The sequence below is a fragment of the Tomitella biformata AHU 1821 genome, assembly GCF_000524475.1.
GTDB lineage: Bacteria > Actinomycetota > Actinomycetes > Mycobacteriales > Mycobacteriaceae > Tomitella > Tomitella biformata.
The window spans coordinates 1-26,103 of sequence record NZ_BAVQ01000011.1; the positions used below are offsets into that span (position 1 = coordinate 1).

The 26,103-nt window shown below is 66.0% G+C and carries 24 protein-coding genes and 3 pseudogenes; 13 read left to right on the forward strand and 14 right to left on the reverse strand.

The features are described from left to right. Positions 1-237 (forward strand): annotated as a pseudogene (locus tag TBIF_RS06515) (IS1634 family transposase); the annotation flags it as partial. 18 nt (positions 238-255) lie between these two features. On the opposite strand, the pseudogene TBIF_RS25635 reads toward TBIF_RS06515, so the two are convergent. From TBIF_RS25635 to TBIF_RS06530, 3 genes and pseudogenes are all read right to left on the reverse strand, one after another. Further along, positions 256-423, reverse strand: a pseudogene (locus TBIF_RS25635) (IS256 family transposase); the annotation flags it as partial. Positions 424-569: 146 nt separating this feature from the next. Beyond that, on the reverse strand, positions 570-2,765 hold the full coding sequence (locus tag TBIF_RS06525) for a YhgE/Pip domain-containing protein (protein ID WP_024794037.1): 2,196 nt from the start codon (positions 2,763-2,765) through the stop codon (positions 570-572). Next, positions 2,762-5,338, reverse strand: a complete 2,577-nt coding sequence (locus tag TBIF_RS06530; RefSeq protein WP_024794038.1) for a YhgE/Pip domain-containing protein — start codon at positions 5,336-5,338, stop codon at positions 2,762-2,764. The genes TBIF_RS06525 and TBIF_RS06530 overlap by 4 nt, the downstream gene beginning before the upstream one ends. 699 nt (positions 5,339-6,037) lie before the next feature. On the opposite strand from TBIF_RS06530, the gene TBIF_RS06535 reads away from it, so the two are divergent. Together TBIF_RS06535 and TBIF_RS23050 are read left to right on the forward strand one after the other, a co-directional pair. After that, positions 6,038-6,481 (forward strand): hypothetical protein, encoded by a 444-nt coding sequence (locus TBIF_RS06535; protein WP_207165761.1) that lies wholly within the window; start codon positions 6,038-6,040, stop codon positions 6,479-6,481. Positions 6,482-6,501: 20 nt separating this feature from the next. Next, positions 6,502-7,284, forward strand: a complete 783-nt coding sequence (locus TBIF_RS23050) for a DEAD/DEAH box helicase family protein (protein ID WP_235174546.1) — start codon at positions 6,502-6,504, stop codon at positions 7,282-7,284. Positions 7,285-7,614: 330 nt separating this feature from the next. On the opposite strand, the gene TBIF_RS06545 is transcribed toward TBIF_RS23050, so the two are convergent. Continuing rightward, entirely contained in the window at positions 7,615-8,562 is a 948-nt protein-coding gene (locus TBIF_RS06545) for a GlxA family transcriptional regulator (RefSeq protein WP_024794041.1), read from the reverse strand. 148 nt (positions 8,563-8,710) lie between these two features. On the opposite strand from TBIF_RS06545, the gene TBIF_RS06550 reads away from it, so the two are divergent. Beyond that, a complete protein-coding gene (locus tag TBIF_RS06550; RefSeq protein ID WP_024794042.1) occupies positions 8,711-9,346 on the forward strand; it encodes an isochorismatase family protein in 636 nt (211 codons plus the stop codon). Positions 9,347-9,368: 22 nt separating this feature from the next. Here TBIF_RS06550 and TBIF_RS06555 read toward each other — a convergent pair whose 3' ends face one another. Continuing rightward, positions 9,369-9,959 (reverse strand): CGNR zinc finger domain-containing protein, encoded by a 591-nt coding sequence (locus tag TBIF_RS06555; protein ID WP_024794043.1) that lies wholly within the window; start codon positions 9,957-9,959, stop codon positions 9,369-9,371. A 96-nt stretch (positions 9,960-10,055) separates the two neighbouring features. Between TBIF_RS06555 and TBIF_RS26445 the strand changes: the two are divergent. After that, a pseudogene (locus tag TBIF_RS26445) lies at positions 10,056-10,514 on the forward strand (MsnO8 family LLM class oxidoreductase); the annotation flags it as partial. A gap of 89 nt (positions 10,515-10,603) precedes the next feature. Then, entirely contained in the window at positions 10,604-11,122 is a 519-nt protein-coding gene (locus TBIF_RS26450) for an LLM class flavin-dependent oxidoreductase (protein WP_268746899.1), read from the forward strand. A 519-nt stretch (positions 11,123-11,641) separates the two neighbouring features. Here TBIF_RS26450 and TBIF_RS06565 read toward each other — a convergent pair. The 7 genes from TBIF_RS06565 to phnD all read right to left on the reverse strand — a co-directional run bounded on the left by TBIF_RS06565 (position 11,642) and on the right by phnD (position 16,881). Beyond that, positions 11,642-12,010 carry a RidA family protein gene (locus TBIF_RS06565; RefSeq protein WP_024794044.1) on the reverse strand — a complete coding sequence of 123 codons (369 nt, stop codon included), beginning with the start codon at positions 12,008-12,010 and terminating at the stop codon, positions 11,642-11,644. Then, positions 12,007-12,732, reverse strand: a complete 726-nt coding sequence (locus TBIF_RS06570; protein WP_024794045.1) for a class I SAM-dependent methyltransferase — start codon at positions 12,730-12,732, stop codon at positions 12,007-12,009. The genes TBIF_RS06565 and TBIF_RS06570 overlap by 4 nt, the downstream gene beginning before the upstream one ends. Positions 12,733-12,944: 212 nt before the next feature. Then, positions 12,945-13,568 (reverse strand): TetR/AcrR family transcriptional regulator, encoded by a 624-nt coding sequence (locus TBIF_RS06575; protein ID WP_024794046.1) that lies wholly within the window; start codon positions 13,566-13,568, stop codon positions 12,945-12,947. After that, positions 13,565-14,326 carry a tyrosine-protein phosphatase gene (locus TBIF_RS06580; protein WP_024794047.1) on the reverse strand — a complete coding sequence of 254 codons (762 nt, stop codon included), beginning with the start codon at positions 14,324-14,326 and terminating at the stop codon, positions 13,565-13,567. The genes TBIF_RS06575 and TBIF_RS06580 overlap by 4 nt, the downstream gene beginning before the upstream one ends. Beyond that, positions 14,323-15,162, reverse strand: a complete 840-nt coding sequence (phnE, locus tag TBIF_RS06585; RefSeq protein WP_024794048.1) for a phosphonate ABC transporter, permease protein PhnE — start codon at positions 15,160-15,162, stop codon at positions 14,323-14,325. Before phnE ends, TBIF_RS06580 begins: the two co-directional genes overlap by 4 nt. Beyond that, on the reverse strand, positions 15,149-15,985 hold the full coding sequence (locus tag TBIF_RS06590) for a phosphonate ABC transporter ATP-binding protein (RefSeq protein WP_024794049.1): 837 nt from the start codon (positions 15,983-15,985) through the stop codon (positions 15,149-15,151). Before TBIF_RS06590 ends, phnE begins: the two co-directional genes overlap by 14 nt. After that, positions 15,982-16,881: a phosphate/phosphite/phosphonate ABC transporter substrate-binding protein gene (gene phnD, locus TBIF_RS06595; RefSeq protein WP_024794050.1), complete on the reverse strand. Its 900-nt coding sequence runs from the start codon at positions 16,879-16,881 to the stop codon at positions 15,982-15,984. The genes TBIF_RS06590 and phnD overlap by 4 nt, the downstream gene beginning before the upstream one ends. Before the next feature lie 225 nt (positions 16,882-17,106). Here phnD and TBIF_RS06600 point away from each other — a divergent pair, with 225 nt between their 5' ends. Further along, a complete protein-coding gene (locus TBIF_RS06600) occupies positions 17,107-18,726 on the forward strand; it encodes an FAD-dependent monooxygenase (RefSeq protein WP_024794051.1) in 1,620 nt (539 codons plus the stop codon). Positions 18,727-18,733: 7 nt separating this feature from the next. Here TBIF_RS06600 and TBIF_RS26185 read toward each other — a convergent pair whose 3' ends face one another. Beyond that, positions 18,734-18,838, reverse strand: coding sequence for an isocitrate lyase/phosphoenolpyruvate mutase family protein (locus tag TBIF_RS26185; RefSeq protein WP_235174548.1), 105 nt, complete (start codon positions 18,836-18,838; stop codon positions 18,734-18,736). A 140-nt stretch (positions 18,839-18,978) separates the two neighbouring features. Between TBIF_RS26185 and TBIF_RS06610 the strand changes: the two genes are divergently transcribed. From TBIF_RS06610 to TBIF_RS25855, 3 genes are all read left to right on the forward strand, one after another. Further along, positions 18,979-20,088 carry a magnesium and cobalt transport protein CorA gene (locus tag TBIF_RS06610; RefSeq protein WP_235174550.1) on the forward strand — a complete coding sequence of 370 codons (1,110 nt, stop codon included), beginning with the start codon at positions 18,979-18,981 and terminating at the stop codon, positions 20,086-20,088. Positions 20,089-20,177: 89 nt separating this feature from the next. Then, complete coding sequence (locus tag TBIF_RS06615; protein ID WP_024794053.1) at positions 20,178-20,723, forward strand: PH domain-containing protein; 546 nt, start codon at positions 20,178-20,180, stop codon at positions 20,721-20,723. A 213-nt stretch (positions 20,724-20,936) separates the two neighbouring features. Next, positions 20,937-21,092: a DUF6131 family protein gene (locus TBIF_RS25855; protein ID WP_148302186.1), complete on the forward strand. Its 156-nt coding sequence runs from the start codon at positions 20,937-20,939 to the stop codon at positions 21,090-21,092. A gap of 116 nt (positions 21,093-21,208) precedes the next feature. On the opposite strand, the gene TBIF_RS06625 is transcribed toward TBIF_RS25855, so the two are convergent. Beyond that, positions 21,209-21,928: a spermidine synthase gene (locus tag TBIF_RS06625; protein ID WP_024794054.1), complete on the reverse strand. Its 720-nt coding sequence runs from the start codon at positions 21,926-21,928 to the stop codon at positions 21,209-21,211. Between the two features lie 254 nt (positions 21,929-22,182). On the opposite strand from TBIF_RS06625, the gene TBIF_RS23060 reads away from it, so the two are divergent. From TBIF_RS23060 to TBIF_RS06640, 3 genes are read left to right on the forward strand one after another with little or no spacing between them, the layout of a single operon-like run. Then, positions 22,183-23,319, forward strand: a complete 1,137-nt coding sequence (locus TBIF_RS23060) for a Glu/Leu/Phe/Val family dehydrogenase (protein ID WP_051461391.1) — start codon at positions 22,183-22,185, stop codon at positions 23,317-23,319. Positions 23,320-23,378: 59 nt separating this feature from the next. Beyond that, complete coding sequence (locus tag TBIF_RS06635) at positions 23,379-24,638, forward strand: aspartate aminotransferase family protein (protein ID WP_024794055.1); 1,260 nt, start codon at positions 23,379-23,381, stop codon at positions 24,636-24,638. Then, positions 24,635-26,095, forward strand: coding sequence for an NAD-dependent succinate-semialdehyde dehydrogenase (locus TBIF_RS06640; protein ID WP_024794056.1), 1,461 nt, complete (start codon positions 24,635-24,637; stop codon positions 26,093-26,095). Before TBIF_RS06635 ends, TBIF_RS06640 begins: the two co-directional genes overlap by 4 nt. Positions 26,096-26,103: the final 8 nt, after the last annotated feature.

The following is a 26,103-nucleotide window of genomic DNA, read 5'->3' on the forward strand; positions in this document are numbered from 1 at the left end:
TTTCACAGGCGGCGGGATGCGATCGAGGCGCATCTGACGATCGTGTTCGCGGCGCTCGCCGTCGCAAGGCGCGTTCAACAGGACACGGGTCTGGCGATCGGAAAGGTCGTCAAACAACTGCGGCCGCTGCGACACGCGACCATCGTCATCAACGGCGTCACACAGGAGTTCCCGCCACAGATCCCGCCGACTGAACGCGAGATTTTGGACCGACTTCGGGCCGAAACGGGATACTAAGCAAAATGTCCTAACTCAGGTCCGATGTTCGGTGCGTTCGTAGCGGCCGGCGCTGACAGCCGCGGTCAGCTCGGCCTTGATCAGCTGTTGCAGGCCTGAGCGGATGAACTCGGCGAACATCGCCTGTCGGTCGGGCCCGTTAAATGGACCTGGAGTGGTGGTGTTGGCATGATCGTTGTGGGTCATCGCATAGTTCCTTGGGTTGAGTCACTGTGGAGGTAACTCGTTCATCACTACGCGGTGGCCCGCCTACTTTTGGGCTGCGACACGCGGCCGGATCAGCAGGTCAGGGACCGATCCAATTCCCACCACTCCACGGGACTCTCCCTCAGTCACACGCTCATGAGTTTGGTCGCCTCGAGCGAGGAGTTCAGGTCGTCATTGAACTTCTTCACCACCAGGCGCAGTACCAGTCCTATGAAGAGGAACGGCACGGTAAACAGGAGTAGCCACCCCAGGGCCTTCCAGTAATCGGCATCGTAGATTCCCGCGATGGCGGCACGCACCGCCGTCGTGGCGTGCGACACGGGAACGAAGGGGCTGATGTTCTGGAACCACTGCGGAAGGACCGACAGCGGGTACGCTCCCCCGCCGGCCGAGATCTGCACGACCAGGAGGAGGACCCCGATCGCCTTGCCCGCCTCTCCGAACGCCAACACGAGCGTGTAGGTGATGAGCGAGAAAGTGAACGACATCACCCAGCCGGCGAGCAGCAACAGGAACGGATGGGCGGGGCGCACCCCGACGAAGCCGATGAGGCCGACGAAGAGGATCGTGGCTTGCAGAAGCGCGAGCCCGCCGAAGATCGCGTAGTGCCCGAAGTACTCCTGCCACGGCTTGAGCGGCCGCTTGAGCGTCGGGAGCGTACGCTTGTCGATCTCGGTTCGGATGAGCACCGCGAGAAGCAGCGCACCCACCCAGAGACCGAGCACCGAGTACAGCGGTGCCATCTGGGAGCCAAAGTTGTCGACCTTGAACACGGGGATCGTCTTGAGGTTGACCGGGGAGGCTAGTTCCGTGGCGAACTTCGCCGGATCCGAGCCGATAATCTTCTTAACCTCGCTCAGATCGCCCGTGTTCGAGGCACTGTTGAGGGCTGATTCGAGCTCAGCGAAGGTGTTAGCGGAGTCGCGAAGGTCGGTCGCAAGCATCCGGACCGCGGTCTCGCTATCCGCCAGGCCTGCGCGGAGCGAACCCGCGCCTGCGGCCAGCGACTGTTCCGCCGCGCGCAGATCCTGGCTGATGCCGTCAAAGTTGCCTCGGATCGAGGATAGGTCGGCGGCGAGTCGTTCCAGCTGCGGTCGCAGGACGTTCGTGTATTGATCGCGGGCTGCGGTGATCGCGGTCTGTGCAGCATCCACCTCCTGCAGAATCGCGCTGCGCGTCGCGGAAGGATCGGCGGTGCCCTCAGGCGTGGTCGACGTTGCCGCATCGAGACGTTGCTTGAGCGCCTCCTGCCGGTCCACTACACCATCGATACCATCCGCCAGAAGATTCACCGCGTCTCGAGTTACGGGGTCGGAACCGGGGGCAGACGCCCAGCTTCGCAACTGATCGCGGAGCCGGGTATACGACTCGATCTGCTGATTCACTCTGCCGGAAGCCTGCGAGAAATCGGTTCCGGACTGCGGCACGGTAGACGAGGGGCCGAAGATCTGGTTGATCTCAGCGCGCAGGGTGTTGTAGCCGTCGGCACTCACCGTGAAGGCAGTGGACAGTCGCTCCGCTGCAGAGGAGATCACGTTCTTCGCGGAACTCACAGCCCCGGCGCCCTGGCCGATCGCACCGGCGGTGTCACTAACCGCTTTGGACGATGACGAGGTGAGTGAGTCGGCGCTCGACAGGAGGGCATCGCCGGCCGACAGAACGATAGCGAAACTGTCGGCAGTGTCCGCTGCAGAGTTCAACTGCACCGAGACCTTTCCGACTGCAGACTCGATCTGATTCGTCGTCTTCTGTGCATCGGAGTCCTCGAGGTGCGTGGACAGCGACGAGACCAATGCCAAGCCGACCTTGTCGAGAGTCTGCGTGAAGCTCGTATTGATCTGCGTCGAGACGTCTGTTGCCGCCTCTCCGGTGATCAGTGACGAGAGTGCGTTCTTCTTCTCGTTCACGTAGAGGTCGATCTCGACCGGTTTGGCGTCGGGCGAGAGGAAGGTCATCATCCTCTGACTGAAGTCCGGGGGCAGCACGATCGCCGCGTAGTAGTCCTCGGACTTGGTTCCGTCGATGGCTTCGTCTTTTGACACGAACTGCCAGTCGATGTCGCTATTGGCACGCAATTGCGAGATCACCTGCTCGCCGACGCTCAGCCGCATCGGAAACAGATTGCTCTCATACCCTTCATCGGCGCTGGCAACCGCGACCTTGAGGTTGTCGACATTGTCGAACGGGCTCCAGCTTGAGAGCACGTTGAACCAGGCGAAGAAAGATGGAATCAGAACGACCCCGAACAGCACTATTCCCGAGATCCAGTTTCGGGTGGCCTGGCGGTAGTCATGACGAATCAGAGTGAGGATGTTGTTCACGAGTTCTGTCCTTGCTTTTCAAGCTGATCGAGCCGAGCATCCGACCGGATCGCGATCTCTTCCTCCGCCAGCGCCTGCTTCAACGCATCGTCGGGAAGGTCGACAACTTCTGTGCCATACATGACGTTCTGATTGATGTACTCGACCGCCACGATCGCGGCCATCACGAGCAGGCACAGCAGTGCGAAGAGGCCGAGAACGGCGGCCTTCGCATCTGGGAAGATGCTCCCCACCACGAACAGCGCAACAGTTCCGGCTAGCCCGATGTACAGTGCCGCACGCTGCGCGGCCTTGTGATTCATGTCGAGCCACCGTCGGCGGCGGGCATTGTCCTCGCGGAACCTCTCCCGGTCGGTTAATGCCCGCACAAGCTGGGTGAGGCGACGCCGTGAACCCAGGATCTGTACGTCCTCGCTCAGGAACAGGCCGGTGTCGGCCAACTTGCTGTTGAACAGACGTGAGAAGTTTCCGAGGCGTTGGCGCAAAAAGATCCCGAGGGCAAAGGCCAGCACGGCGAAGAGTGCGAGCACGGCCATGTATCGGAGATAGTTCAATCCGTAGAAACCACCGATGGTTTCCCGCATCGCGTCGATGCCGTAGGTGAAGGGGAGGAACGGGAACAGCGCCCGGAAGAAGTCCGGCATCATTTCGATCGGGTAGATGCCGGAGGCGCCGGGGATCTGCATGATCACGAGCAATACGGCGATGCCTTTGCCGATGTAGCCGAATGACACCGCTAGCGCGTAGATGATCGACATGTATACGAGGCCGATGAACACGCTAGTCGCCACGTATATGACCGGGTTGACTGTCTGGACTCCGATCACCACATTGCCGATGCTCACGAGCAGCGCTTGGATGACGTTCAGCACCGCGAACAACAGCCAGCGGCCGAAGTACGCCTGCCTGACCGTCAGTCCATCGACGTCCTCGTCGTCGACCTCCTGCTTGAACAGCACCATCAACACGAAGCCGGCGATCCACAGCGACAGGTTGGTGAACAATGGAGCCATCGACGAGCCGTACGCCGGAACGGGGTACAGGTCAATTTGCTTAACCTCTACCGGACCGGTCATGAACTTGGCGACCGCCTCGGGGTCGAGCGACGTCAGTGCGCTCACCTGGTTCCAGATATCCGCGGCGCTGATCGCGTTCAGATCTGTTTGTAGAGTCAGGAGATCCGACTGCACGTCCGCAAAATTTCCGTCGAGCGAGGACACGGCAGTGCCGGTCTCATCGAGTAGCGATTCGAGATTGGCGAGCATGTTTACGGCCTCGCCCACGAGCACCTTCTGCGAATCCAGCGCCGAGGACATCGCCCCGACGCTGGCAGACAGTGCCGACATGGACTGGTTGAGGCCCGGGAAAGTACCGGCCAGCGCGCCGTTCAGAGCAGTGGACGATCTCTGAGCGGCGCTCATCGCCTCCGACACCGCGGCCGTCTGATCGGCAACCGTCGAGACACCGCTCTGCGCGGCTTCGAGCGTTGCCAGAAGCTCTTGATCGCGGACCGTCTGTGCCTCGAGCCCGCCGATCGCCTGCGTCATCTGGTCTCTGAGCGGCACTCCATCGGGAACTGCGGCCGCAATGGGACGCATGGCGGTGATCAACTCTTGGTTTGCGGTGATCAACGCCTGCACATCCCGTTGTGCGGTGGTGAGCGCGAACCGGGCTGCAGTGGCACCGCCCGCGACCTGCCCGATGGTCTCATTGAGGCGGGCGGTGGCAGCCGTGAGGTTCGCCGAACCGGAGACGTAGGCACCCGTCACGGTCTCTGAGAAGTCGATCAGGTCCTGCTGTACCTCGTTGACGAGACTCTGCGCGTCAGCGGCCGCATCAGTGACGTCGTCGATCGTGGCGACAACCCCTTCCAGGGCTCTCCTGGCATCGGTGATGGCCGCCACACCGGGGCCGATTGCGCCATCTAGTTCGGTCAGGCTCGCGCGCGCGGACTCCAGAGTGGCGACGGCCTGATCCAACGCTGCCAAGGTGTCGCTGCGTGAGCCGATCAGCCAATCCCCGGCGTCGACGCCCGCCTGCTCGGCTTGCTTGGCGATCGTCTGCGCGACGGTGGCGACGAAGTTCGAGTTGATCTGCGTGGCCAGCGTCGATGCGCCGACCTCGGTGATCTTCGGCGCGATCGCATTCGCCTTCTCGTTGGTGTAGTACTCAAGCTCCGGTTGCACGAATTCGCCGGTTGTGATGGTCAGGAGATCTTTGCTGAACTCCGGCGGCATGACGATTGCGGCGTAACTCTCGCCGGATCTGACTGCCTTCATCGCGTCATCGTGATCCATGAACTGCCAACCGAGCTCATCGTTAGTCTTCAGCTGGCCGACAACCTGTTCACCGATGTTCACCTCACCGGTGAGCTGTGTGCTCGCGCCCTCATCCTGATTGACGATGGCGACCTTGATGTGGTCTGCATTTTCGTATGGATTCCAGAACGCCATGATGTTGACCCAGGCATACAGGGAGGGCAGCACGAGCAGACCTATGATGATCGCCCACGACTTTGGGGCCCGCCGGATGCGCGCAAGGTCACGACCTAGCACGTTGAAGGCGTTGCGCATTAACACTCCTCTACGGTGTTGCTCGAGCGAAACCCACACTGATCGCATCGTGGATAGACGACTACGCGAAGCACCGGCTTCCTTAGCCGCCACGAGCTCCGATTGCAGGCTTTGCTGCCCATCCGGATGAATTCTTGTTTAGTACGTTGCTGCTGCCCACTCCGGCCCATGCGCGCCACTTCGGAACGGACGATCCAGAACGTTAACTTACCTCACACTAGGGAGCCTCCCCCCGAGCACTCCGCGAGATGCGCAACCAGGAAACTCCACCGGGGGACTGCTGCACGAATAGGTGACAAGTTGACCTGACCCACAGTTTGGTTTCCAGATTCGGTGATGAGTCGAGGGCCTTATTGAAAGGCTCCGACCATGCCCCGTCCATACCCTCCCGAGTTCCGTGCCGCGCGATCGCCTCATCCATTCAGGCAAACAGGTCAAGCAGACCGCGTACAAGCTCGGCATCAGCGCAGGCTGACGAAAGAGGTAAGCGAGCTAAGGATCGCCTCGACCGCTACGAGTTCGCGTTTGCGCAACTCATCTCTCTTCTGTGCGATGGATTCTCTATCGATCCCGATCCGGCGTAGCCCCGCGCACCTGTCGAACCGTTTCTCCGTGTCCGTCCAGACCCTGTCAGTTGTGGGCGTGGAGGCTAGTCGCGCTATACACTTTGGTATAACGCCAGGCTGAGAGGGGAACGCAGTGTCCATCGCATACAGCCCAGACATCGATCGCCAACTCCGGGCGGTACCGGCACTCACCGAGCTTGCGAAGATCCTCAAGCTCCGCGCGGTCAACGCCGCAGTCCAGGCCGGGCTGAACCAAACCGAGATCGCGGCCGCAATCGGCGTCACGCAGCCGGAGGTCAGCCGCTTGGCCAAGGCGGCCCGGCTCATCCCGGAAGTGTGTGAGCGCGGCCCGCGGGAAGTCCTACTCGAATACGCCGCCGGCCGCATCGGCCACGGGGCGATGATGGACGAACTTGCGAACTGGCCCTATACGTTTGGCCGGACCAATCCCACCGGCGAGGTCTATCTGCCGGGCACCTGGGATCAGGTCGAGCGGGCCGGGGATCTGATCTCCGATGAGGACTACCAACGCCTCTTCACGCTGACCGCGGCCCAACGCGGGGGCGTGCGCGCATAGTGTCGGCCGATCCCCGCGCCGTGACCGCAGCGGTGCTCGAGCGCATGTGCGGCCGCGGCGGTGTCCTCAACCAGAACGGCGCCGCCGCCTCCCATCGACTGCACGCTGACAACGCCCGTCGACGCCGCACCCTCGACCGGATCATCGAGAGCTACCTCGCCGAACAGGATAACGTCGTGATCGGCGGGCAGTTCTGTGCGATCGCCACGGCGGGAGTGCCGTGTGCCGGCAAGTCCACGAGCATCGAGAGGCACGGGCTGGCAGGGCAAGGCTGGCGTGTCCTCGACGCCAGCGTCTACCGCGACATCATGTCGATGGGGTTGCCGGACGGTGGCACTGTGATGCCCCGCGAGTTGGCGACGCTGGTGCATATGGAGTCCACAAAGATCGTCGACGCGCTGCAGGAGCTGTGCATGGGCCGCGGCGAGAACCTCGTAATCGAGGGCACCTTCAGCTGGCTGGGACTTGGAGAGCGGCTGACGATCATGGACGTCGAGGTCGCCCGCGAGCGAGCGCAGGAACAAGCGCTGCAGCGGTGGTGGACCGGGCGCACTGACGGCGACGAGTTCGGCGGCCGATTCACGCCGACATCGGTCATCGCCAGCCTGTATCCGACGGGAAGCGTGGAGTCGATTTGTGCGTCGAACGCGCGTGCGGCGTTCGAGCACCCCCTCGCCGCCGAGATTGATGCCGTCGAGCTCTGGGTGGACGATTACACCAGCGGGGTGCTGGTGGAAAAAGTGTCTACCAGGCACAAAGGCGTCATTAGTTACGAACCCGATGTGGCCTCGCCAGAACCCTAGATGGCGGAGCCGCTCCCTGGGGGCTGTGTTGATCGCGGTGCGGATGGCCCGCAGTGCCTCGTTCACAGGTTTCGTTGTTCGTGGAGGACACGGTTGGTCAGTTCAACGCTGGCCAGGTAGACCCAGAAGATCCAGTCGAGATAGTGCCCGCAGGGGTGTCTCATCAGATGAATCAATAATCCGTCTGACGCACTCCTGCATTGTGTAATACACAGAACGATTGTAAAGATGCCGATGAAACTGACTGCTGATGCCTTGCAGCGTGGTGGTAGGCGTCGCCGTCGTGCGGCAATTGGGCGCTCATCGCCACCTGACCGCGCCTGCCGTCTGCTACGGCGCGGAGAACTGCCTGCGGTACGCGGAGGGGGGCACGCCAAAGGTGGAGATGAAGTTCTGCCGGAACGTGACGGTGCTGCCGAACCCGCAGGCGGCGGCGACGTCGTCGATGCTCCAGTCCGTGGTCTCGAGGAGCCCGCGGGCCTCGTCGAGACGTTGTGTGAGCACCCACTTCGCGGGTGTGATGCCCGTGGCCAGGTGGAAGTGGCGGATGAAGCCTCGACGACTCATCGCCGCCTGCGCGGCGAGCCGATCTATGGAGAGGTCCTCGTCGAGCCGGCCCAGCGCCCACTCCAGCACGTTCGCGATGGCCGGATCGGTGGCCGGCTGCGCCAGGGGACGCTCGATGTACTGGGCTTGTCCGCCGTCCCGATGCGGGGCGACGACCAGGCTGCGCGCTACCCGGGCGGCAATGGCGGAGCCGAGGTATTTGCGCACAAGGTGCAGGCACGCGTCGATGGAGGATGCGGTGCCAGCCGAGGTCAGCACGTCGCCGTGGTCGATGTAGAGGACGGAGTCGTCTAATGGGGAATCGGGTTGGCGGTCGGCGAGCTCGGGCATCAGCTCCCAGTGGGTGACGGCCGAGCGGCCGTTGAGCAGCCCGGTCTCAGCGACCGCGAAGGCCCCGAGGCATAGCCCCGCGATCACCGCGCCACGCTGATGCGCCTGGGTGAGTTGGCTCCGCAGCGCGTCGCTGATGGGTGTTATCGGCAGGGGCCACGACGGGATGACAACAATGTCTGCCACATCGAGGGCGTCCGGCCCGGCGATATCACCAATCGGGTACCCCTCGATGGTCCGGACCGGCCCTGCCTGGTCCGTCCACAACTGGGTCTCCCAGTCGGCGGCGAGCCCGAGCCGACCCACCTCGCCGAACACCATCAGCGGCGCGGCGAGATGGAACATGGTGATGCCGTCGAAGGCATAGATGGCGATTCGCATGCGCACCTCCAGCCGTTGGCCTGAATTCATCGAAAGTGTGCATTCATGCCACTCGCGGTGCCCCGCAATCTACCGGAGACTCTAAGGAGAGCGTCGGCCATGCTGGCGCGAACTCGAATCCAGCTCATCTACCAGGAGTGATGTCATCGTGTCCTCAGTAAAGCGTGCCCTCATCGTCGTCGATGCCCAGCAGGAGTACTTCGATGGCCCCATGGCCATCCAGTACCCGCCCCGGGACAAGTCCCTGGCCAACATCGTGGACTCGATCCAGGTCGCTGTCGCCAACGAGATCCCGGTCGTCATCGTCCAGCACGAGCTGCCGGAGGGCGCGCCGATCTTCGCGACCGGCTCGAAGGGCTGGTCGCTGCACCCCGATATCGAGGAGCGTGTCGACCCGTCGTTCAAGCGCGCGCAGAAGAAGTACGGCAGCGTGTTCGCCGGCACCGACGTGGCCGAGTGGCTGCGTGGGAAGGACGTCGACACCATCACGATCGTCGGCTACATGACCAACAACTGCGATATCGCCACCGCGGCGGAGGCCGAGGCCCTCGGCTTCGAGGCGGAGATCCTGTCCGACGCGACCGGCGCGATCCACCTGGCGAATGAGGCCGGGCAGGTTTCCGCCGAGTTGCTGCACACCACGCTGATGGTGCTGCTGCAGTCGAACTTTGCCGCGGTCGCCACGAGTGCGCAGTGGGCAGACGCCGCGGCGTCCGGGGCGAGCTTGCCCAAGAGCAACCTGGTGGTCTCCGCCATGCAGGGCAGCGCCGCAGCAGGCGAGTGACCGCGCGAGGTTAGCGACTATGTCATGCGGGCGAGACTTGGTTTCGCTTGCGTGCGTATGCACGGGCTGCGCGGACACGGTCCCCGCAGCGGGTGGAGCACCAGTGCCGACGCGCGTGGGTCCGAAGCAGATACCGATCGCAGGGCGGCGCTGCACAGTGCGTGATCAACGCAGCCTCGTCACTTGCGAGAAGGGCGGCAGCGTCCTCGGCGATCTGCGCCATCGCGTACTCCACTAGCTGTGTCACCGGGTGGGCTTGCTCGCGGCGGAAGCCCGATTGCTGGTCGTGCCGAAGCAGGGGAGCGCTCGGCACCGTGGTGAGAGCCCGGTTGACCGCACTGAGTGCTGGCAGCGAAGGCTCCTCGCCACCCGCCTGCGCCGCGAAGAGCGTGCGCAGGTGGGCGCGCAGGTCGGTGAGCTGGCTCTGGCAATACGCCAGCAGGGCGGTGTCTCCGGGCACGAGTCCGCGGTCGGCTAGCCAGCGGGTGGCGTCCTCTGGGGTTTCAAGATCATCGGCTCGCTGCTGGCCAGGCAGGGCGACGGCGCTGTTGGCCAGCGCGAGGCTGACGTGAGTGTCTGTGCCTGGAGCTGGCGGAAGCGGGATTTTTGTCATCGGACTCACGGTAACAGCAATGATTCACCGTGAGAAGCCTGGTAGCATAGTTATCACGATGAAAGACAATGTTTGCCGTGATACTCAAGGAGTCGCATGACCCCCACACAGCCTTCGGGAACCGCACCATTCGCCCTATCGGTTCTCGACAATGCCCACACTGCAGTCGGCCAAGGAGCCGGCGAGGCGCTCAATGAGGTGATCGCGCTGGCGCAGCTGGCGGATCGCCGCGGCTACCGCCGGTTCTGGATGTCCGAGCACCACGCGATGCCCGGTGCGGCGACGTCATCGCCGCAGCTGATGCTGGCGCGATTGATCGGCGAGACAAACCAGATTCGACTCGGCGCAGGCGGGGTGATGCTGCCGAACCACGCGCCGCTCGTGATCGCCGAACAGTTCGGCATGCTGGACGCACTTGCCCCAGGGCGGATTGACCTGGGGGTCGGACGAGCGCCTGGCACAGATCAGGCCACCGCCGCGGCCCTGCGTCGGCACCACGACGCCAACGACGAATTCCCGCAGCAGGTGCTGGAGCTGCTGGGATTCCTCAACGATGACTTCCCCGACGGCCACCCGTACCGCAATGTCCACGCGGTTCCCGGGCCCTGGCAGGCCGAGCAGAACCGCGTGGACATTGCGGTACCATGCCCGAAACCTGGATTCTGGGCTCGTCGCCATACTCCGCACGTCTTGCCGGCCAGCTTGGGCGGCCCTACGCGTTCGCCTTGCAGTTCGGCGACGCAGACGCCACTGCGGCTCTGCAGCTGTATCGGGATAGTTTCCGGCCATCGGCGGCCTTGGCGGAGCCATACACGCTGGTCAGCGTCGGGGCATTGGCAGACGATGATCCGCATGAGGCGAGGCGCCAGGCAAGCTCGTCCGCGATGGCGATGCTGCGCATGTTCCAGCGCAAGCACTACAGCTTGCTCCCGCCCGAGGAGGTCGAGGCGTACCAGGCCACGCCGCAGGAACAGCAGGTTCTCGATATGTACGCGGAACGATTCATCAACGGCACTGCCGCCGACGTTGCCGAAAACTTGGAACAGCTCCACGACCGGACCGGGGTCGACGAGGTGATGCTCGTGGTCATGGGCTACTCCCGCGAAGCCCAGGCGCGCACGGTCGAGCTGATGGCCGATCATTACGGACTCGACTCTCGGTGAGTCAGATGGCGCGGACCCGCCTACCGTCAGGCAGCTGACTCACAGGACGAGAGTCCCCTACTCGGAGGTCGGGCTGCCGACTGGTGATTCACATGGTCGGTCTGTCGCCGCCGAGGGCTGATTAACCTCGCTTGGGACGCTGATCCGAATTCCACCACTCCACGGAGCGCTATCTCGCTGATCGGTCAGGGTGTTGACCGTCAAGTAGAGCGGTCACCGCGGGGGGCGATCAACGGGCCCGGCGCACGTTTCCGCCCGACCTCAGTCTCGAGTCAGTGATTTCATCACGATGATTTTTGGCCCGAGCTCACGCACCAACGAAAAGAGCCAACTCAGGCGTACTCTGGCCGGATAACCGTCGTGTTTTATTAGCCGCACAGAGAGGCAGCGATGTCGGAGATGCTGGCGCGAGACCTCGTGGAACTTGATTCCAGAGGTGATTTTGTGCATCAAGGGAAGCGGTTTATATACGAGGGGACTACATACGTTCTGGGTAGAACATTTGAGATCACTGGGCCATCAGCTGGTCTGGATATTCAGGTCAACCCTGGCTTGGTCGAAACTTGGAAACATGAAGTGTTGCAATGCTACAAGGGTGAGTCGGTGGAGTTGATCGACTAGGTTCCACTCAGGATTGCTGTCACCTATTCGTGCAGCAATCCCCACCGTTGCAGTGGGGCGCACATGGGCGAAGATCTCCCCATACACGGTGCCCATCTGCTCACTGTCGCCGAGGGCGGTGACGTACACGGGAGTGCGGACCACATCGCCCCATTCGGTGCCGGAGACCAGGACTTGCAAACCGGAGCGGATCGCAGGGGAGAACCTGATCGTCTTCTCGAACGACGAGCCAGAGCTGATCCGCTGACGCGCCACCGGGCCGATCATCGCTGCTCGGCAGAGGTGTGGCGGCACACGAGCATCTGGTTTCCGCCCCGCTGGAATTCGTAGTCGACGGTGACGACATCGCCGGAAATGCCTTGGGCGCGTAGGTCGGCCAGCAGCTCATCGAGACGCCGGTATGGCTCCGACGATCCCACCGCCACAAGCGGAAATACGCGGAGCTCTTCGCGGGTGACGCGCATTAGTTCCCTAATCGCGCGAACATGGAATTCGTGATCGAGGGTGTCGGAGTAGCTGAACAGCAGGTGGGAGCTGAGCGCGAGATCGAAACTGGCATCCGCGAACGGCAATGAGGGCAGCCGTCCGGCGATATAGCGGTCAGGGTGCCGGCGAATGTGGTCGGCGAACTGTTGGCAGGCCTGCTGCCGGACACGTTGGTGCTCATCGGGATCGGCGAAGAACGTCCACTCGTACTGCTCTGAATGTGTGCGCACGTAGCGATTCCCTCGATCCGCCTCGGCCGTCGCAAGGACAGCGAGCTCCTTGGGCTGGTGCTCGAAATAGGCTGTGTCGCAGGCGGTCACATCGCCGCCGCGAGCATGTGCCGCGCTGGTGAACCCGGCCGCGCCGCCGGGGCAGTCCAGGATCCGCCGGGCCAGATCGGCATCGGTGAGACGGAACATGGCGCGGTATTCGTCGAGCGAGCGAGAGCTGATCAGCATCTGGCCAATAGCGCTGGTGCGAATAGGATTGTCGCTGAAGGTCATTAGGGTGGTCCTCTCGATTTGAGGCCACCTCGCCGGGCTAACCAGGACGAAAGCCCACAATCAGGTGAGAGATCGTCGGCCGCACGAGAGGCGGCCGGAAAAGCACAGTGCAGGGCCGCTAGGAAAGCTGCCACCAAAGCTGTGCGAATGTCATCACCAGTGTAGTAGAGCATATTACTCGTGGAGATTATCGGTACGTGTCGGATCCAGGGCTACTCCCGCACAATCCCCCGCCACAAGATCTCGACCGCCGCGCGCAATCGCTCCTGCGTGGCGGGGTCCTCAAGAGAGACCCCGCGCGCGACGAGCTGGTAATACGCCACCCCGGCGAGCGCGTCGACGCACGCCGTGACGTCGAGGTCGGGCTGGAGGAGCCCCAGGTTGATGCCGCGTCGGAGCGCGGCCTCGGTGGGGACCCGCCGCCGGGCCACATGCGAGGTCCAGTAGGCCTCCTGCAGCGCGCGGTCGGCCATCACGAGCCGGATCCGCTTGCGGAACCGGGCCTCCAGATTCTCGGCGGCGACGATTGCTGAGGTCCCGCCCAGCACCATGGCGAGGAGCTCCTCACGCAGGTCGCGGACGGCAGGGATTCCCGGCGGGACGGTTCGGCCGCGGTCGAGGGCCTCGGCGATGAGCCCGGTGATCGAGGGCCACCGCCTGTAGATCGCGGCCCGGCTGACGCCGCTGTGCGCCACGATCCGCGAGACCGTGACCTCTTGCTCCGCGTCGATCAGCTCGAGGGTCGCCTGGATGAGCTGGCCGTCGAGGTCCTCGTCGCGCGGCCGGCCGGGGCCGCGGGCGACTGCGACCTCGGCGAGCTGTGGAGATGCTGTCATGCCGTCAGGGCCCGCTCCCGCAGACGCGCGATGGTGTCGGCGCTGAGCCCGGCCGCGCGCAGCGGGGCGAGCGCCTCACCGTGGCGCTCGCGCAGGACGTCGAGCGTGCTGCGCATGGCGATGTCCATCGGGGAGTCCTCGATGGTGAGGGCGTCCAGGGCGTCGAGGTCGAAGCCGAGGCGGGACATGATCGCGCCGGTGATCGGACGGGTGCGGGCGATGATCGCGTCCATGTTGGGGCCGGTCCGCGCGTAGTCGGCGATGATGTCGTCATCCTCGGCCCCGAGGATCAGGAGCAGAGCCGCGGCGAGGACCCCGGTGCGGTCGCGGCCGGCGGCGCAGTGGAAGGCCGTCGTGCCCGGGGCGTAGGCGATGACGTTGAGCGCGGTGACCAGCTGCGGTGCAGCGTTCTCCACCATGCCGACGTACATCTGGCCCATTGTCTCGTGCTCGATCACCATCGTGTCCTGGGACATCGAGTCGCCGATGCTCGCGATGAGTGGGATGTGGTGGTAAGCCACGGGGAAGTCGGCGAGGGGGCCGCGGCCGGTGATGGCGACCTCCTCGGGGGTGCGGAGGTCGATCACCGCGGTGAGCCCGTCGGCCACGAGCCCGCGGGCGCACTGCTCGGTGATGATCGAGAGGTCGTCGGTGCGGAGCGCGAGCCCGGCCCGCAGCACGCCCCCGTCGATGGGGATACCGCCGAGATCGCGCTTGTTGGCCAGGGGGCTGAGCTGGATGCCGATGGTGGCGGTCACGTGATTCTCCTTCGGATCAGGGCGCTGCCCTGGTCGATCACCGTGACGAGCACGATGATGCAGATGATGATGGCGCTGAGGTGGCCGTAGTCGTACATGCGCATGGCGGTGGTGAGCTCGAGCCCGATCCCGCCGGCGCCGACCATGCCGAGGATCGTCGCGCCCCGCACGTTGCCCTCGAAGAGGACCAGCGTGTACGAGACGAGCAGCGGGGCGGCCTGGGGCAGGACGCCGTATTGGATGGTCTGGCGCTTCGACGCGCCGACGGCCTGCATCGCGGTGACGGGGCCGCGGTCGACGGACTCCATCGCCTCGGCGAAGATCTTGCCGATCGAGCCGATGGAACCGAGCGTCATGGCGAGGATGCCGGCGAAGGGGCCGAGCCCGACAGCCGAGACGAACATCAGCGCGAACACGAGGTCCGGCACCGAGCGGATGATGTTCATCAGCCAGCGCGCCGGGTAGTAGAGCCACTTCGGCGCGATGTTGGAGGCCGCGGCGAACGCGACGAACAGCGAGAGGACCGTGCCGAGGACGGTGCCGACGATCGCCATCTGGAGGGTCTCGATGAGCAGGTCGACGATCTTGCCGAACTTCGAGAAGTCGGGCGGGAACAGCCGCGAGAGGAACTCGGCCATGTTCACCGAGCCCTCGCCCAGCTTGAGGAAGTTGAACTGTGCGCCGTTGAAGGACCAGAGCAGCACCAGGATCGCGACGACTACCCCGATCTGGAACCGGGCGCGCGGGACCTTGACGGCGCGTTCGAGGCGGGCGCGGTCGTCGGCGGACAGCGACGGCGTCGCCGGCTCGTGTCGGGCACGGTCAGTGGTTTTCATCCGGTGCCTCCCCATCGTCGTAGAGGACGGCGAGCGCGTCGGCGTCGAGGTCGGGGGTGGGCGCGGAGACGAGCATCTGGCCGTGCCGGAGCCCGACGATGCGGTCGCTGTGCTTGAGCGCGAGGGGTAGCACATGCAGGCTGACCAGCACGGGGATGCTGTCCTCGGTCGCGATCTCGCGCAGCAGGTCCAGCACCGAGGACGCGAGCTTGGGGTCCAGCGACGCGACGGGCTCGTCGGCGAGGATGACGCGCGGCCGTTGCATGAGCGCCCGGGCGATCGCGACGCGCTGCTGCTGCCCGCCGGAGAGCGAGCGCGCGGGGGCCTTCGCCTTGTCGACGATGCCGACCCGCTCAAGCAGGTGCATCGCCCGCTGCCGGTCCGCGCTCGAGAAGCTGCCGGCGATATTGATCCGGCCCGCGTTGTGCAGCCCGCCGGTGAGGACGTTGGTGAGCACGCTCATCCGGGAGATGAGGTTGAACTGCTGGAAGATCTGGCCGACCTCCGAGCGGAGGGTGCGTAACTCGCCGCTGGCCAGGTTGGTCACGTCGTGGCCCGCGACGCGGACGGACCCGCCGGCGATGTCCGCGAATCCGGTCAGGCTTTTCATCAGCGTGGACTTGCCGGAGCCCGACGCCCCGAGCAGCGCCACCATCTCGCCGGGGAACAGGTCGAGGTCGACGCCGTCGAGGACCACGTGCTCGTCGTAGGCGACGCGGAGGCCGCGCACCGTCACCAGCGGGAGGGACCGCCGAATCTCGGCTGGACTCGGGAGGATGACCCGGTCGGGGCTGCTCGCACCAGTGCTGATCGCCGCGGTCACTTGAGGTCCTCGAGCTTGACGCCCGCGACCTCGGCGATGGCGGCGAACGAGGAGAACATGCTGGGCTCGGGCGCGAAGACGACGTCGAGCCCGGTGAAGCTGCTCAGCGCGCCGAGCTCCTCGGCGTTCTCAGGGGAGAACACCTTCGGGATCGCGGTCTCGAGGAGCGTGCGGGTCTCCTCGTCCAGGGTCTGACGCGCGAGCACGGTGCCGGTGACGGCCATCGAGGGGCTCTGCCCGATCCCGCGCCACTCGCCGTCCGCGAACGGGAACGCCGGCGCGCCCATCTCCGTCAGCACGATCGCCGTGCACGCCGCGTCGACCTGTCCCTGCTCGAGCGCCGCGAAGCTGCCGTCGTGGCCGCCGGCGAAGATGGCCTCGTAGTCGACGTCCTGCGTGAGCCCGGCCTGGTCGAGCATGTAGACGGGCATGAAGTAGCCCGAGCTGGAGCCCTGATCGGCGAAGGCCACCGTCTTGCCCCTGAGGTCTTCGAGCTTTTTCTCCGGCGAGCCGTCCAGCACGACGCACGTCGAGACGGGGGTGTCCTTGCCCTTCCAGGCCAGGAGCGCGTCCACCTTGCCGGTGTTGACCGCCAGGGCCGACGGGAAGCCGCTCATGATGCCGATGTCGACGTGGTCGGCGCGGATGGCTTCGACGACGCTGAGGTAGTCGGGCACATCCGCTATCTCGACTTTGCGTCCGGTCTCCTTCTCGAGGAGCGTCGCCAGCGCGTCCACGGGGTTGGCCTGCGTCGGGTCGTCCGAGATGGGCGGCATGGCGATGGTGATCGTCACGTCGGCTGGCGACGCGGATTCGGAGCCTGATGCCTGGCAACCGGTGATGGCGAGCGCGATGATGCCGAACATTCCTACTGCCGGCAGGGTGAAGCGGCGCATGATGGCCTTTCGAGCTGAGGGGGAATTTCGGGAACGCCCTTACTCAAACTCACCGAGGTGTCTGGCAATTACGAGAACGCCGGACTGCGAATTGAATGCCAGATGAACAATTGGCGCGGAGGAATCGTTCTGGGCCAAGGATTGTGGCCAAAGGCCTGACCGCAGGACGGCCGCGGAGGATACTGCCCTCTAAGCGTAAATTGATCATCGACGGGTGGTTCGCACATGGCCAGCACGGATGTTCTCATCGCGGGCGGCGGCCCGGTCGGACTGACGGCGGCGATCGAACTGCGCCAGCGCGGGGTGCGGGTTCGCGTCGTCGACCCGCTGCTGACGCCGCCGCAGTACGCGAAAGCCGTGGGCGTGCAGCCTCGCACCCTTGAGGTGTTCGAGGGGATGGGCGTGCTGCGCCAGGTGCTCGACGCGGCCATCCAGATGCGTGGTCAGATCGTCTACGTCAACGGCGAGCGGGTCGCCCAGATGGACCTGACCCTGCCGGCCGACGTGCCGTTCGGCTTCACCGCAATTCCGCAGTATGAGACCGAGGGGATCCTGCGGGGCCGTCTCGCCTCGATGGATGTGCAGATCGAGCGGGGCGTCGCGCTGGCCTCGTTCGAGCAGGACGCCAACGGGGTGCGCGCCACGCTGACCGGCCCCGGCAGCGACGAGATCGTCGAGGCGCAGTACCTCGTCGGCTGCGACGGCGCCCACAGCGTCACCCGCAAGACGCTCGGATTGTCGTTTGAGGGCGGGGCGTTCGCGGAGCAGTACATGCTCGGCGATGTCGAGGTCGACTGGTCTCAGCCGATCGGCTACGGAATCAGGGCGATGCACCAGGTGGACGGCGTGACGGATGACCTGCTGGTCTGCATCCCGCTCCCTGGCCGCGGCCGCTACCGGATGTCGATGCTGGTGCCCGAGGACCTCTCGGCCGCGCCGAAGTCCGACGGGGATCAGGTTCAGCACGGGTTCGAGGGCGCCCGCAAACCCGAGCTCTCGCATCTCCAGGCCGTCCTCGATCGGTTGTCGCCCGAGCCGACCACCGCGCGCAACCTGCGCTGGTCCTCCGTCTTCCGGATCAGCCATCGCATCGTTGACAGTTACGGGCGGGATCGGGTCTTCGTGGCCGGGGACGCCGCGCATATCCATCCCCCGACCGGAGCGCAGGGGATGAACACCGGCATCCAGGACGCGCACAACCTGGCGTGGAAGCTGGCCCTCGCCGTGAAAGGCCAAGCGGCAGAAGGCTTGTTGCCGAGCTACGACGCCGAACGCCGCCCGGTGGGTGAGGAGGTCGTGGGCCGGACGGTGCGCGCCGCGCGCGAGGGCATCGGCGCCGGCTCCGACGACCCGGACCACATCATCCGCCGCGAGGCGCAGTTGCTGATCGACTACGCCGACAGCCCCATTCTCGGCGACGCCGCCGAGGTGGGGACGCTGTTGCGTCCGGGCGTGCGCGCGCCCGACGCCACCGGGCTGCGGCGCGACGCCGTCACCTCCCCGCTCCGGCTGTACTCCCAGCTAGACCGGCTGCGGCACACCATGGTGATCCACACCGGCGCCCGCACCGGACTCGACGAGGTCCGCGCGGCGGAAAGTCTCGCGGCGCAGGCGCGCATCGCTGCGCAGGGGGAGCTGGACGTGTATCTCGTTGTCGCGGCGGATGCGGTCGCGCCCGACACCGTGCTGCCCGTGCTCCGCGACGCGGGCGGGGACTTCGCCGGCGCGTACGGTGCGGTGGACCGGTCGCTGTTTGTCATTCGCCCCGATGGGTACCTGGGGCACGCGCAGCCGGGGGTGGACGGGGCCGCGTTGCTCGGCTATCTCGGGAGGACATTTCGGTGAGCCGGTTCTACATGTCCCAGTAGGCTGTCGCCGCCATGGCCCGGCCGCCGTCCCAGGCGTTGGGCAGCTGCAGCGGGGTGTTGGCATGGTGGAGGTCTCGAAAAGTGGTCATGTTCGACGGGACAAGCGATAGTGGGCCATGAGCGGGGCCTTGTGACATCGAATAGACCGGCGCCCGCGACGTAGACACAATCGTCGTGGGGCATGGTTTTCCGCCTCGCCGGAGGAGCTGGAAAAGAGGATGTAATGCCCATGAAGGCGCATGACGGGACGCTGGCCCGCCGAAGCGGACTGTTCGGTCCGCGTGCCGCCGCCGCATCGCCCAGCCCGTCTGGGACGACTCGGCGGACTCGGTACCTGATCGATGGACGGCTGTCGCCGGCCCCACGCGCCGCGACCATCGGGGAGGCCCTGGAGTTCGCTCACGAAGAGCCGGACCGAATGGCCTTGTGCCTCTTTCCCTCTCCCAGCCCAGCGGATGTCGACGAGCTCGCCGAGGCGTGGGAACTGCACCCGATCCTCACCGAGGATTTGCGGCACGGGGGCCAGCGTCCGAAGTTGGAGCGGTACGGCGATGTCCTGTTCGTGGTGGTGCGTTCGGCGCGGTACGTCGATGAGAGGGAGGACGTCGACTTCTCCGAGTTCCATGTTCTGGTGCGGCCCCGCGCGATAGCGGTGCTCTGCCAGGACGGTCGTTGGATCGACGGCACCGACGACAGCACGCTTCCCGAGAGCGATGACGATGTCGTGGCGAGCGGCGAGGCCACGCTGTTGAGTGACGAGCACCTGCTCCGTCTCGGCCCCGAAGCGGTGCTCTACCGTCTGCTCGACGCCGTCGTGGATGGATACACGCCGGTGCTGCACGGGCTCACCATCGACAAGGAGGAGATCGAGCGGCAGGTCTTCAGCGGCGACGCGGCGGCCACGGAGCGGATCTATCGCCTCAGCCAGGAGGTTATCGATCTGCAGCACGCGACGTCCTCCCTGGCTAGCGTGCTCGTGGCGCTCCGAGAGGGCTTTGGCCGGTATGCGATCCCGGAGCCGCTGCAGGCGCATCTGCAGGACGTGTCCGATCACCTCACCCGGGTGCAGACTGAGGTCCTCGAGCTTCGACATGCCCTCTCCCAGATCCTGCAGGTCAACGGGACGCTGGTGTCCCAGCGGCAGAACGAGGACATGAAGAAGATCTCGGGCTGGGCCGCAATCCTGTTCGCCCCCACCCTTATCGGCGCGATCTACGGCATGAACTTCGACAGCATGCCGGAACTGCATTGGACGTACGGGTATCCGCTCGCGATCGGAGCGATGGCGCTCCTGGCCGTCGCGCTGTATGTCGTGTTCAAGCGAAAAAAGTGGATGTGACCGAATAGGACCGCCGGGCCTCACCTGGGCCGATCCGATACCGTGGGCCCACTAGATGCTCGACAGCCCTCCCGGAAGGACCCGTCCTAGTGGACACCACCCCGCAGAACCTGGACCGCGAGGTCGACGACACCGGCACCCGGCCCCCCAAATCCGGCTCGTCGAGCGCCGACCGGCCCGTTGACGAGGTGCTGTTCGAGGGCCGCACGCACCCCAAGATCCTGTTCAAGCCCGGCATCTGGTCGCTGGTGCTCATCGCGGTCATCGTCTTGGACTTCATCTTCGTGCCCGGCGACTGGCTCTCGGGTGGAGTGCGTTACGCGATCCTCGGCCTCGCGGTCCTCACGCTGCTCGTGCTGGCCGTGGTGCCGGTGCTGCAGTGGAGCCGCGGCCGGCACACAGTCACCGCCCGGCAGCTCGTCGTCTCCTCCGGGATCTTGTACCGGACCAGCAAGACCGTGCCGATCAGCCGCATCACGTCCGTCGACTTCGAGCAGGGCATCTTGGACCGGATCTTCGGCTGTGGCTCGCTGATCGTGAACGACGCGTCCGCGAACCAGCCGCTGCGCTTCCACGACGTGAGCTCAGTGAAGCAGGTGCAGGACACGCTGAACGAGCTCATTCACGCCCAGTGAGCGCCATCCTGCGACATCACGCGGACGGGCCCCGGACATCGGTGAACGTCGCCTCGAGCACGCGCAGGATCAGGTGGTTGTAAGTAACTGCGGGCACCACGCGAAAACGCGCGCCGACGTAGCGGCTATGGCACAGTCAGCGGTGAGCCACTTCCTCATCCTTTCGTTCCACCCGGGGACGCTGGGGAGTGGTCATGAAACTAGGAGCGGCACATGATTACTCTTGGGATCATCCTTCTCGTGATCGGCTTCTTGATCAAGATTCCGATTCTGTGGACCATCGGCATCATCTTGCTCGTGGTGGGCGCTGTGCTGTTCCTTCTCGGCGCTGCCGGCCGCGCGGTCGGTGGGCGCAAGCACTGGTATTGATATCGAGTCACCGCGGTTCTCTGGGCGGGGCGCGCCCACAGTTGGGCTTGCGACCCGCCCAGAGACCGGGATGACGGGGCCTTGGTATCAGCGTCGTTGGCGAGTGACGCCATCCATCACGCGGACGGGGCCCGGCCCAGGTAGACCGTGTTGGACGAGGTCCGCCCGGTGAGCGGGTTGGCGAATGGCACGACCTCCGCCCGGACGTCGGTGAACGTCGCCTCGAGCACACGCAGGAAGTCGCCGTCGGGCGGATCGTCCGACCATAGGGCGAAAACCCCGCCGGGGTGCAGCCTCGTGACGACCCGCGCGAGCCCGGCTCGATCGTAGAGATCGGCGTGGCTGGGGTTGAGGTGATGGCTGGGCGTGTGATCGATGTCGACGACCACGGCGTCCCAGCGCCGGCCGGGTGTCTCCGGGTCGAGCTCGCCCTCGTCTCGGAGGCCTGCGAAGAAGTCGCCGTGGACCAGGCGGCAGCGCGGATCGGCGGTTAGTTGAACGCCCGCGGGAATGAGGTGGTCACGGTGCCACTGGATGACCTCGGGGAGGGCATCCACGACGACGAGGCTGCGTACCCGTGGGTCGTCGAGGACTGCGAGGGCCGTGCACCCGAGGCCCAATCCGCCGACGATCACGTCAAGCTCGTCCCCGTGGCAATCCGCCGTGGCGAGGTGGCCGAGCGCAATCTCGGCAACCGTGAACAGGCTGGACATCAAAAACTCATCGCCGAGCTTGATCTCGAGCAGGTCCTGCTTGGCGACCGGGTCCCAGCGCTCGCGTAAGACGAGCTCTCCCATGGGGGTCGGCTGGAAGTCGATCTCGCGGAATCGCGCCATAGGTCCTCCTGGATCGATGTGCTCGCAGTCTAGACGGGCCGGGGTCCCGCAGCCGTCATCGGCAACCGAGGGAGATTACGTTGCGGCACTCTTCAATCGGAGCCTGACCTGTTCCGCAGGATCCTGAACCCGGAGTTCGGGGCTGGCCCCGCCCGATCGGACGTATGCTCCGGCTAGTGGCACGTTCGGCCTGAACGCGACCACCATTTCGCGCCCCGTCGCGAACGGGAAGCGCCTCGTCTCCAGGAGGTCGCATGCAACCCAAGCCTGTTCAACAACCCGCCCCGTACCTGTCGACTACCTGGCGTGACACCGAGACCTCTGCGGTGGGCCACTTGGTGGTGCATGACCTGTTTCGCGGCGTCGCCACCGGCGGCCTGCGGATGCGGCCCGGCTGCACGCTGCGCGAGGTTGAGGATCTCGCGTATGCGATGTCGACCAAGACGGCCGTCTTCGGGCTACCGGCCGGCGGCGCCAAGGGCGGCATCGACTTCGACCCCAAGGACACGCGCAGCGATGGGGTGCTCCGCCGCTATCTCGAGGCGATCCGCCCGTTCCTCGAGGGGACGTGGGTGACCGCGGAGGACCTGGGCGTCTCTCAGCAGGTCCTCGACGCCACGTTCGGCGAGATCGGGCTGGGCGAGTCCTCGTATCACGCGCAAATCTTCCGTGACGCTGATCCGGCGGCGGCGCTGCGGCGCATCCGGGCGGCGATGGCGGAATCGAACCCGGACGGGCTGGTGTGCGAGAACATCGCCGGTTACGGCGTCGCGCAGGCCGCCGCCGCGACCATGCGCGCACTCGGTTTCACCACGGAGCCGCTGTCGATGGCGGTGCAGGGCTTCGGCACCATCGGCGGGTCGACGGCGCTGTACGCGCAGCAGATGGGGATCACGGTTGTAGCCGTCTCCGACCTCTTGGGCACCGTCTACCACCCGGATGGGCTCGACATCCCGGCCCTGCTCGCCACGCGCAACGAATACGGCGAGTTCGATCGCGCCGCGCTGCCCGTCGGCTGCGAGTTGCAGCCGCGGGACGCGGTCCTGGGCGCACCTGTGGACATCCTTGTGCCCGCGGCGATCTCCTACGCGCTCACCGGGAAAAACCACAGTGTGGTGCAGGCCAGGGTGGTCGTGGAGGGCGCCAATGCGGCCGCCACCCGCGAGGCCGAGCTGGAGCTGGCGGTCCGGGACATCGCGGTGGTGCCCGATTTCGTCGCGAACGCGGGCGGTGTCGCCTGGTCGTGGTGGGTGCTGCTCGGCCAGGACGAGGACGTGTTCGGGCGGCTCAGCCACAAGATGACCGAGATCGTCGACCGCGTCCTCGCGCCGTGGCTGATCGATGGGACCATGCCGCGGCGCACAGGGTTGGAGCTGGACACACGGCATTGACCGCCGGCCGCAGATTGTCGATTGTTGACAATCTGCGGCTTGCGTCACAACATGGGGGCATGACAGCACTGAGCCCCATCCTCACGCAGGCGACCCCCGTCGTCGTCGACCACGCCGAGGGTTGCTGGATCTACGGCACCGATGGTCGACGCCACCTCGACTTCACCGCCGGAATCGGCGTCACCAGCACCGGACACTGCCACCCTCGCGTGGTCGAGGCCGCGCGCGCCCAGATCGGGTCTGTGATCCACGCCCAGTACACGACGGTGATGCACCGCCCGCTGCTGGAGCTGACCGAGAAGCTGGGCGAGGTGCTGCCCGCCGCCCTCGACAGCGTCTTCTTCACGAACTCCGGATCCGAGGCGGTCGAGGCCGCGGTGCGCCTGGCGCGCATGGCCACCGGCCGGCCGAACATCATCGCGTTCGCGGGCGGCTTCCACGGCCGCACGGTCGCCACGGCGTCGCTGACCAGCTCGGGGACAAAGTTCTCCGCCGGCTTCGCGCCGCTGATGGCCGGGGTGCACTTTGCGCCCTTCCCCGCCGCCTACCGGTACGGCTGGGACGAGGACACGGCCATCGACTTCGCGCTCCGCGAGCTCGACCAGCTGCTGCAGACCGTCTCGAGCGTCGCCGACACCGCCGCGCTGCTCATCGAGCCGGTGCTGGGCGAGGGCGGCTACATTCCCACCCCGCCGCGGTTCCTCGCGGGCCTGCGCGAACGCGCCGACCGGCACGGCATCCTCCTGATCCTCGACGAGGTGCAGACCGGCGTCGGCCGCACCGGACGATTCTGGGGCCACCAGCACAGCGCGATCACCCCCGACATCCTCGTCACCGCGAAGGGCCTCGCGAGCGGTTTCCCCCTCTCCGCGATCGCCGCGCCCGCCGCACTGATGGGCAAGGCCTGGCCCGGCTCGCAGGGCGGCACCTACGGCGGCAACGCGGTGGCCGCGGCCGCCGCGTGCGCGACGCTGGACGTCGTGCGCGAGGAGAATCTCGTCGAGAACGCCTGCGCCCGCGGGGACCAGCTCAACGAGCTGCTGCGCGGGATCGCGGCCGAGCACAGCCGCATCGGCGACGTGCGCGGGCTCGGGCTGATGCAGGCGATGGAGTTCACCGGCGCGGATGGCCAGCCCGATGTCGCCGCCGCGCAGGCGGTCCAGCGCGCCGCGCTCGATGAGGACCTGTTGCTGCTGACCTGCGGCGCCGGCAACGTGGTGCGCGTGATCCCCGCGCTGGTGGTCAGCGCGGACGAGGTCGCCGAGGGCGGGCGCCGCCTCGCCGCCGCCGTCGCGTCCGGCTTGGGGGTCTCGGAATGACTGCCACGCTCCCGCGGGTGCCCTCAGGGCACTACATTGACGGAAAGTGGTCCGCGGCGGCGTCGGGCCGCACGTTCGCGGTGGAGAACCCCGCGACGGAGACCCTGCTCGCCGAGGTGGCAGACGGCGGGGCCGAGGACGCCGACCGGGCGATGCGCGCCGCCGCGGCCGCGCAGCCCGCGTGGGCCGCGACCGCGCCGCGCGAGCGCAGCGAGATCCTGCGCCGGGCCTACGAGCTGATCATCGAGCGCACCGACGAGCTGGCCACGCTGATGACCCTGGAGATGGGCAAGCCGCTGGCCGAGGCCCGCGGCGAGGTCGCCTACGGCGCAGAGTTTTTTCGCTGGTTCGCCGAGGAGGCGGTGCGCATCGACGGCGGGAACATGCTCACCGGCGACGGCGGCAAGCGGATCCTCGTCAGCAAGGTGCCCGTCGGCCCGTGCGTGCTCGTCACGCCGTGGAACTTCCCGCTGGCGATGGGGACCCGCAAGATCGGCCCCGCCATAGCCGCCGGCTGCACCATGGTGTTCAAACCCGCCCAGCTGACGCCGCTCACCGCCCTGGCACTCACCGAGATCCTCGACGAGGCAGGGCTGCCGGCGGGCGTGCTCAACGTGGTGACCACGAGCGACGCCGGCGCGGTGGTCACGCCGTGGCTGGAGGGCGGCGCCGCGCGCAAGCTCAGCTTCACCGGCTCGACGGAGGTGGGGAAGCGGTTGCTCGCACAGGCGGCGAGCACGGTGATGCGCACGTCGATGGAGTTGGGCGGCAACGCGCCGTTCATCGTGTGCGCGGACGCCGACATCGACGCGGCGGTAGAGGGAGCGCTGGTCGCGAAGCTGCGCAACATGGGCGAGGCGTGCACCGCCGCCAACCGGTTCTATGTGCACAGCTCGGTCGTCGCCGCGTTCTCCGAGAAGCTCGCGCAGCGCATGTCCGCGCTCACCGTGGGCGACGGCAGCGCCGAGGGCACCGACATCGGCCCGCTCATCAACGCCGCGGGCCTGGCCAAGGTGCGCCGGCTAGTCGCCGACGCGGTGGACCGGGGCGCGCGCCCGCTGTGCGGCGCTCCAAACCCTGACGACTCCGATGGGCGCGGCCACTTCTACCCGCCGACCGTGCTGTGTGAGGTGCCCGACGACGCGGAGCTGATGGGCACCGAGATCTTCGGCCCGGTCGCCGCGATCACCACCTTCGAGGATGAGGACGAGGCGATCACCCGCGCCAACGACACCCCCTGGGGCCTGGTCGGGTATCTGTACACGCGCGACCTCGACCGGGCGCTGCAGCTCAGTGACCAGATGGAGGTTGGCATGGTGGGCCTGAACACGGGCCTGGTCTCAAACCCCGCCGCGCCGTTCGGCGGGGTCAAGGAGTCCGGGCTCGGCCGCGAGGGCGGGCGCGTCGGCATCGACGAGTACCTCGAGTACAAGTACATCGCCGTGGCCACATCGTGAGGGCGGGA

Coding starts and splice junctions, on each gene's coding strand:
- TBIF_RS06575 (WP_024794046.1), bottom strand. CDS start 13,568: ATGACAGCATCTCCACAGCTCGCCGAGGTCGCAGTCGCCCGCGGCCCC.
- phnD (WP_024794050.1), bottom strand. CDS start 16,881: ATGCGCCGCTTCACCCTGCCGGCAGTAGGAATGTTCGGCATCATCGCG.
- TBIF_RS06635 (WP_024794055.1), top strand. CDS start 23,379: ATGACAGCACTGAGCCCCATCCTCACGCAGGCGACCCCCGTCGTCGTC.
- TBIF_RS06545 (WP_024794041.1), bottom strand. CDS start 8,562: ATGCGAATCGCCATCTATGCCTTCGACGGCATCACCATGTTCCATCTC.
- TBIF_RS06530 (WP_024794038.1), bottom strand. CDS start 5,338: ATGCGCAACGCCTTCAACGTGCTAGGTCGTGACCTTGCGCGCATCCGG.
- phnE (WP_024794048.1), bottom strand. CDS start 15,162: ATGAAAACCACTGACCGTGCCCGACACGAGCCGGCGACGCCGTCGCTG.
- TBIF_RS25855 (WP_148302186.1), top strand. CDS start 20,937: ATGATTACTCTTGGGATCATCCTTCTCGTGATCGGCTTCTTGATCAAG.
- TBIF_RS06625 (WP_024794054.1), bottom strand. CDS start 21,928: ATGGCGCGATTCCGCGAGATCGACTTCCAGCCGACCCCCATGGGAGAG.
- TBIF_RS23060 (WP_051461391.1), top strand. CDS start 22,183: ATGCAACCCAAGCCTGTTCAACAACCCGCCCCGTACCTGTCGACTACC.
- TBIF_RS26185 (WP_235174548.1), bottom strand. CDS start 18,838: ATGACCACTTTTCGAGACCTCCACCATGCCAACACCCCGCTGCAGCTG.
- TBIF_RS06570 (WP_024794045.1), bottom strand. CDS start 12,732: ATGACCTTCAGCGACAATCCTATTCGCACCAGCGCTATTGGCCAGATG.
- TBIF_RS06565 (WP_024794044.1), bottom strand. CDS start 12,010: ATGATCGGCCCGGTGGCGCGTCAGCGGATCAGCTCTGGCTCGTCGTTC.
- TBIF_RS06610 (WP_235174550.1), top strand. CDS start 18,979: ATGAAGGCGCATGACGGGACGCTGGCCCGCCGAAGCGGACTGTTCGGT.
- TBIF_RS06640 (WP_024794056.1), top strand. CDS start 24,635: ATGACTGCCACGCTCCCGCGGGTGCCCTCAGGGCACTACATTGACGGA.
- TBIF_RS26450 (WP_268746899.1), top strand. CDS start 10,604: ATGCCCGAAACCTGGATTCTGGGCTCGTCGCCATACTCCGCACGTCTT.
- TBIF_RS06555 (WP_024794043.1), bottom strand. CDS start 9,959: ATGACAAAAATCCCGCTTCCGCCAGCTCCAGGCACAGACACTCACGTC.
- TBIF_RS06600 (WP_024794051.1), top strand. CDS start 17,107: ATGGCCAGCACGGATGTTCTCATCGCGGGCGGCGGCCCGGTCGGACTG.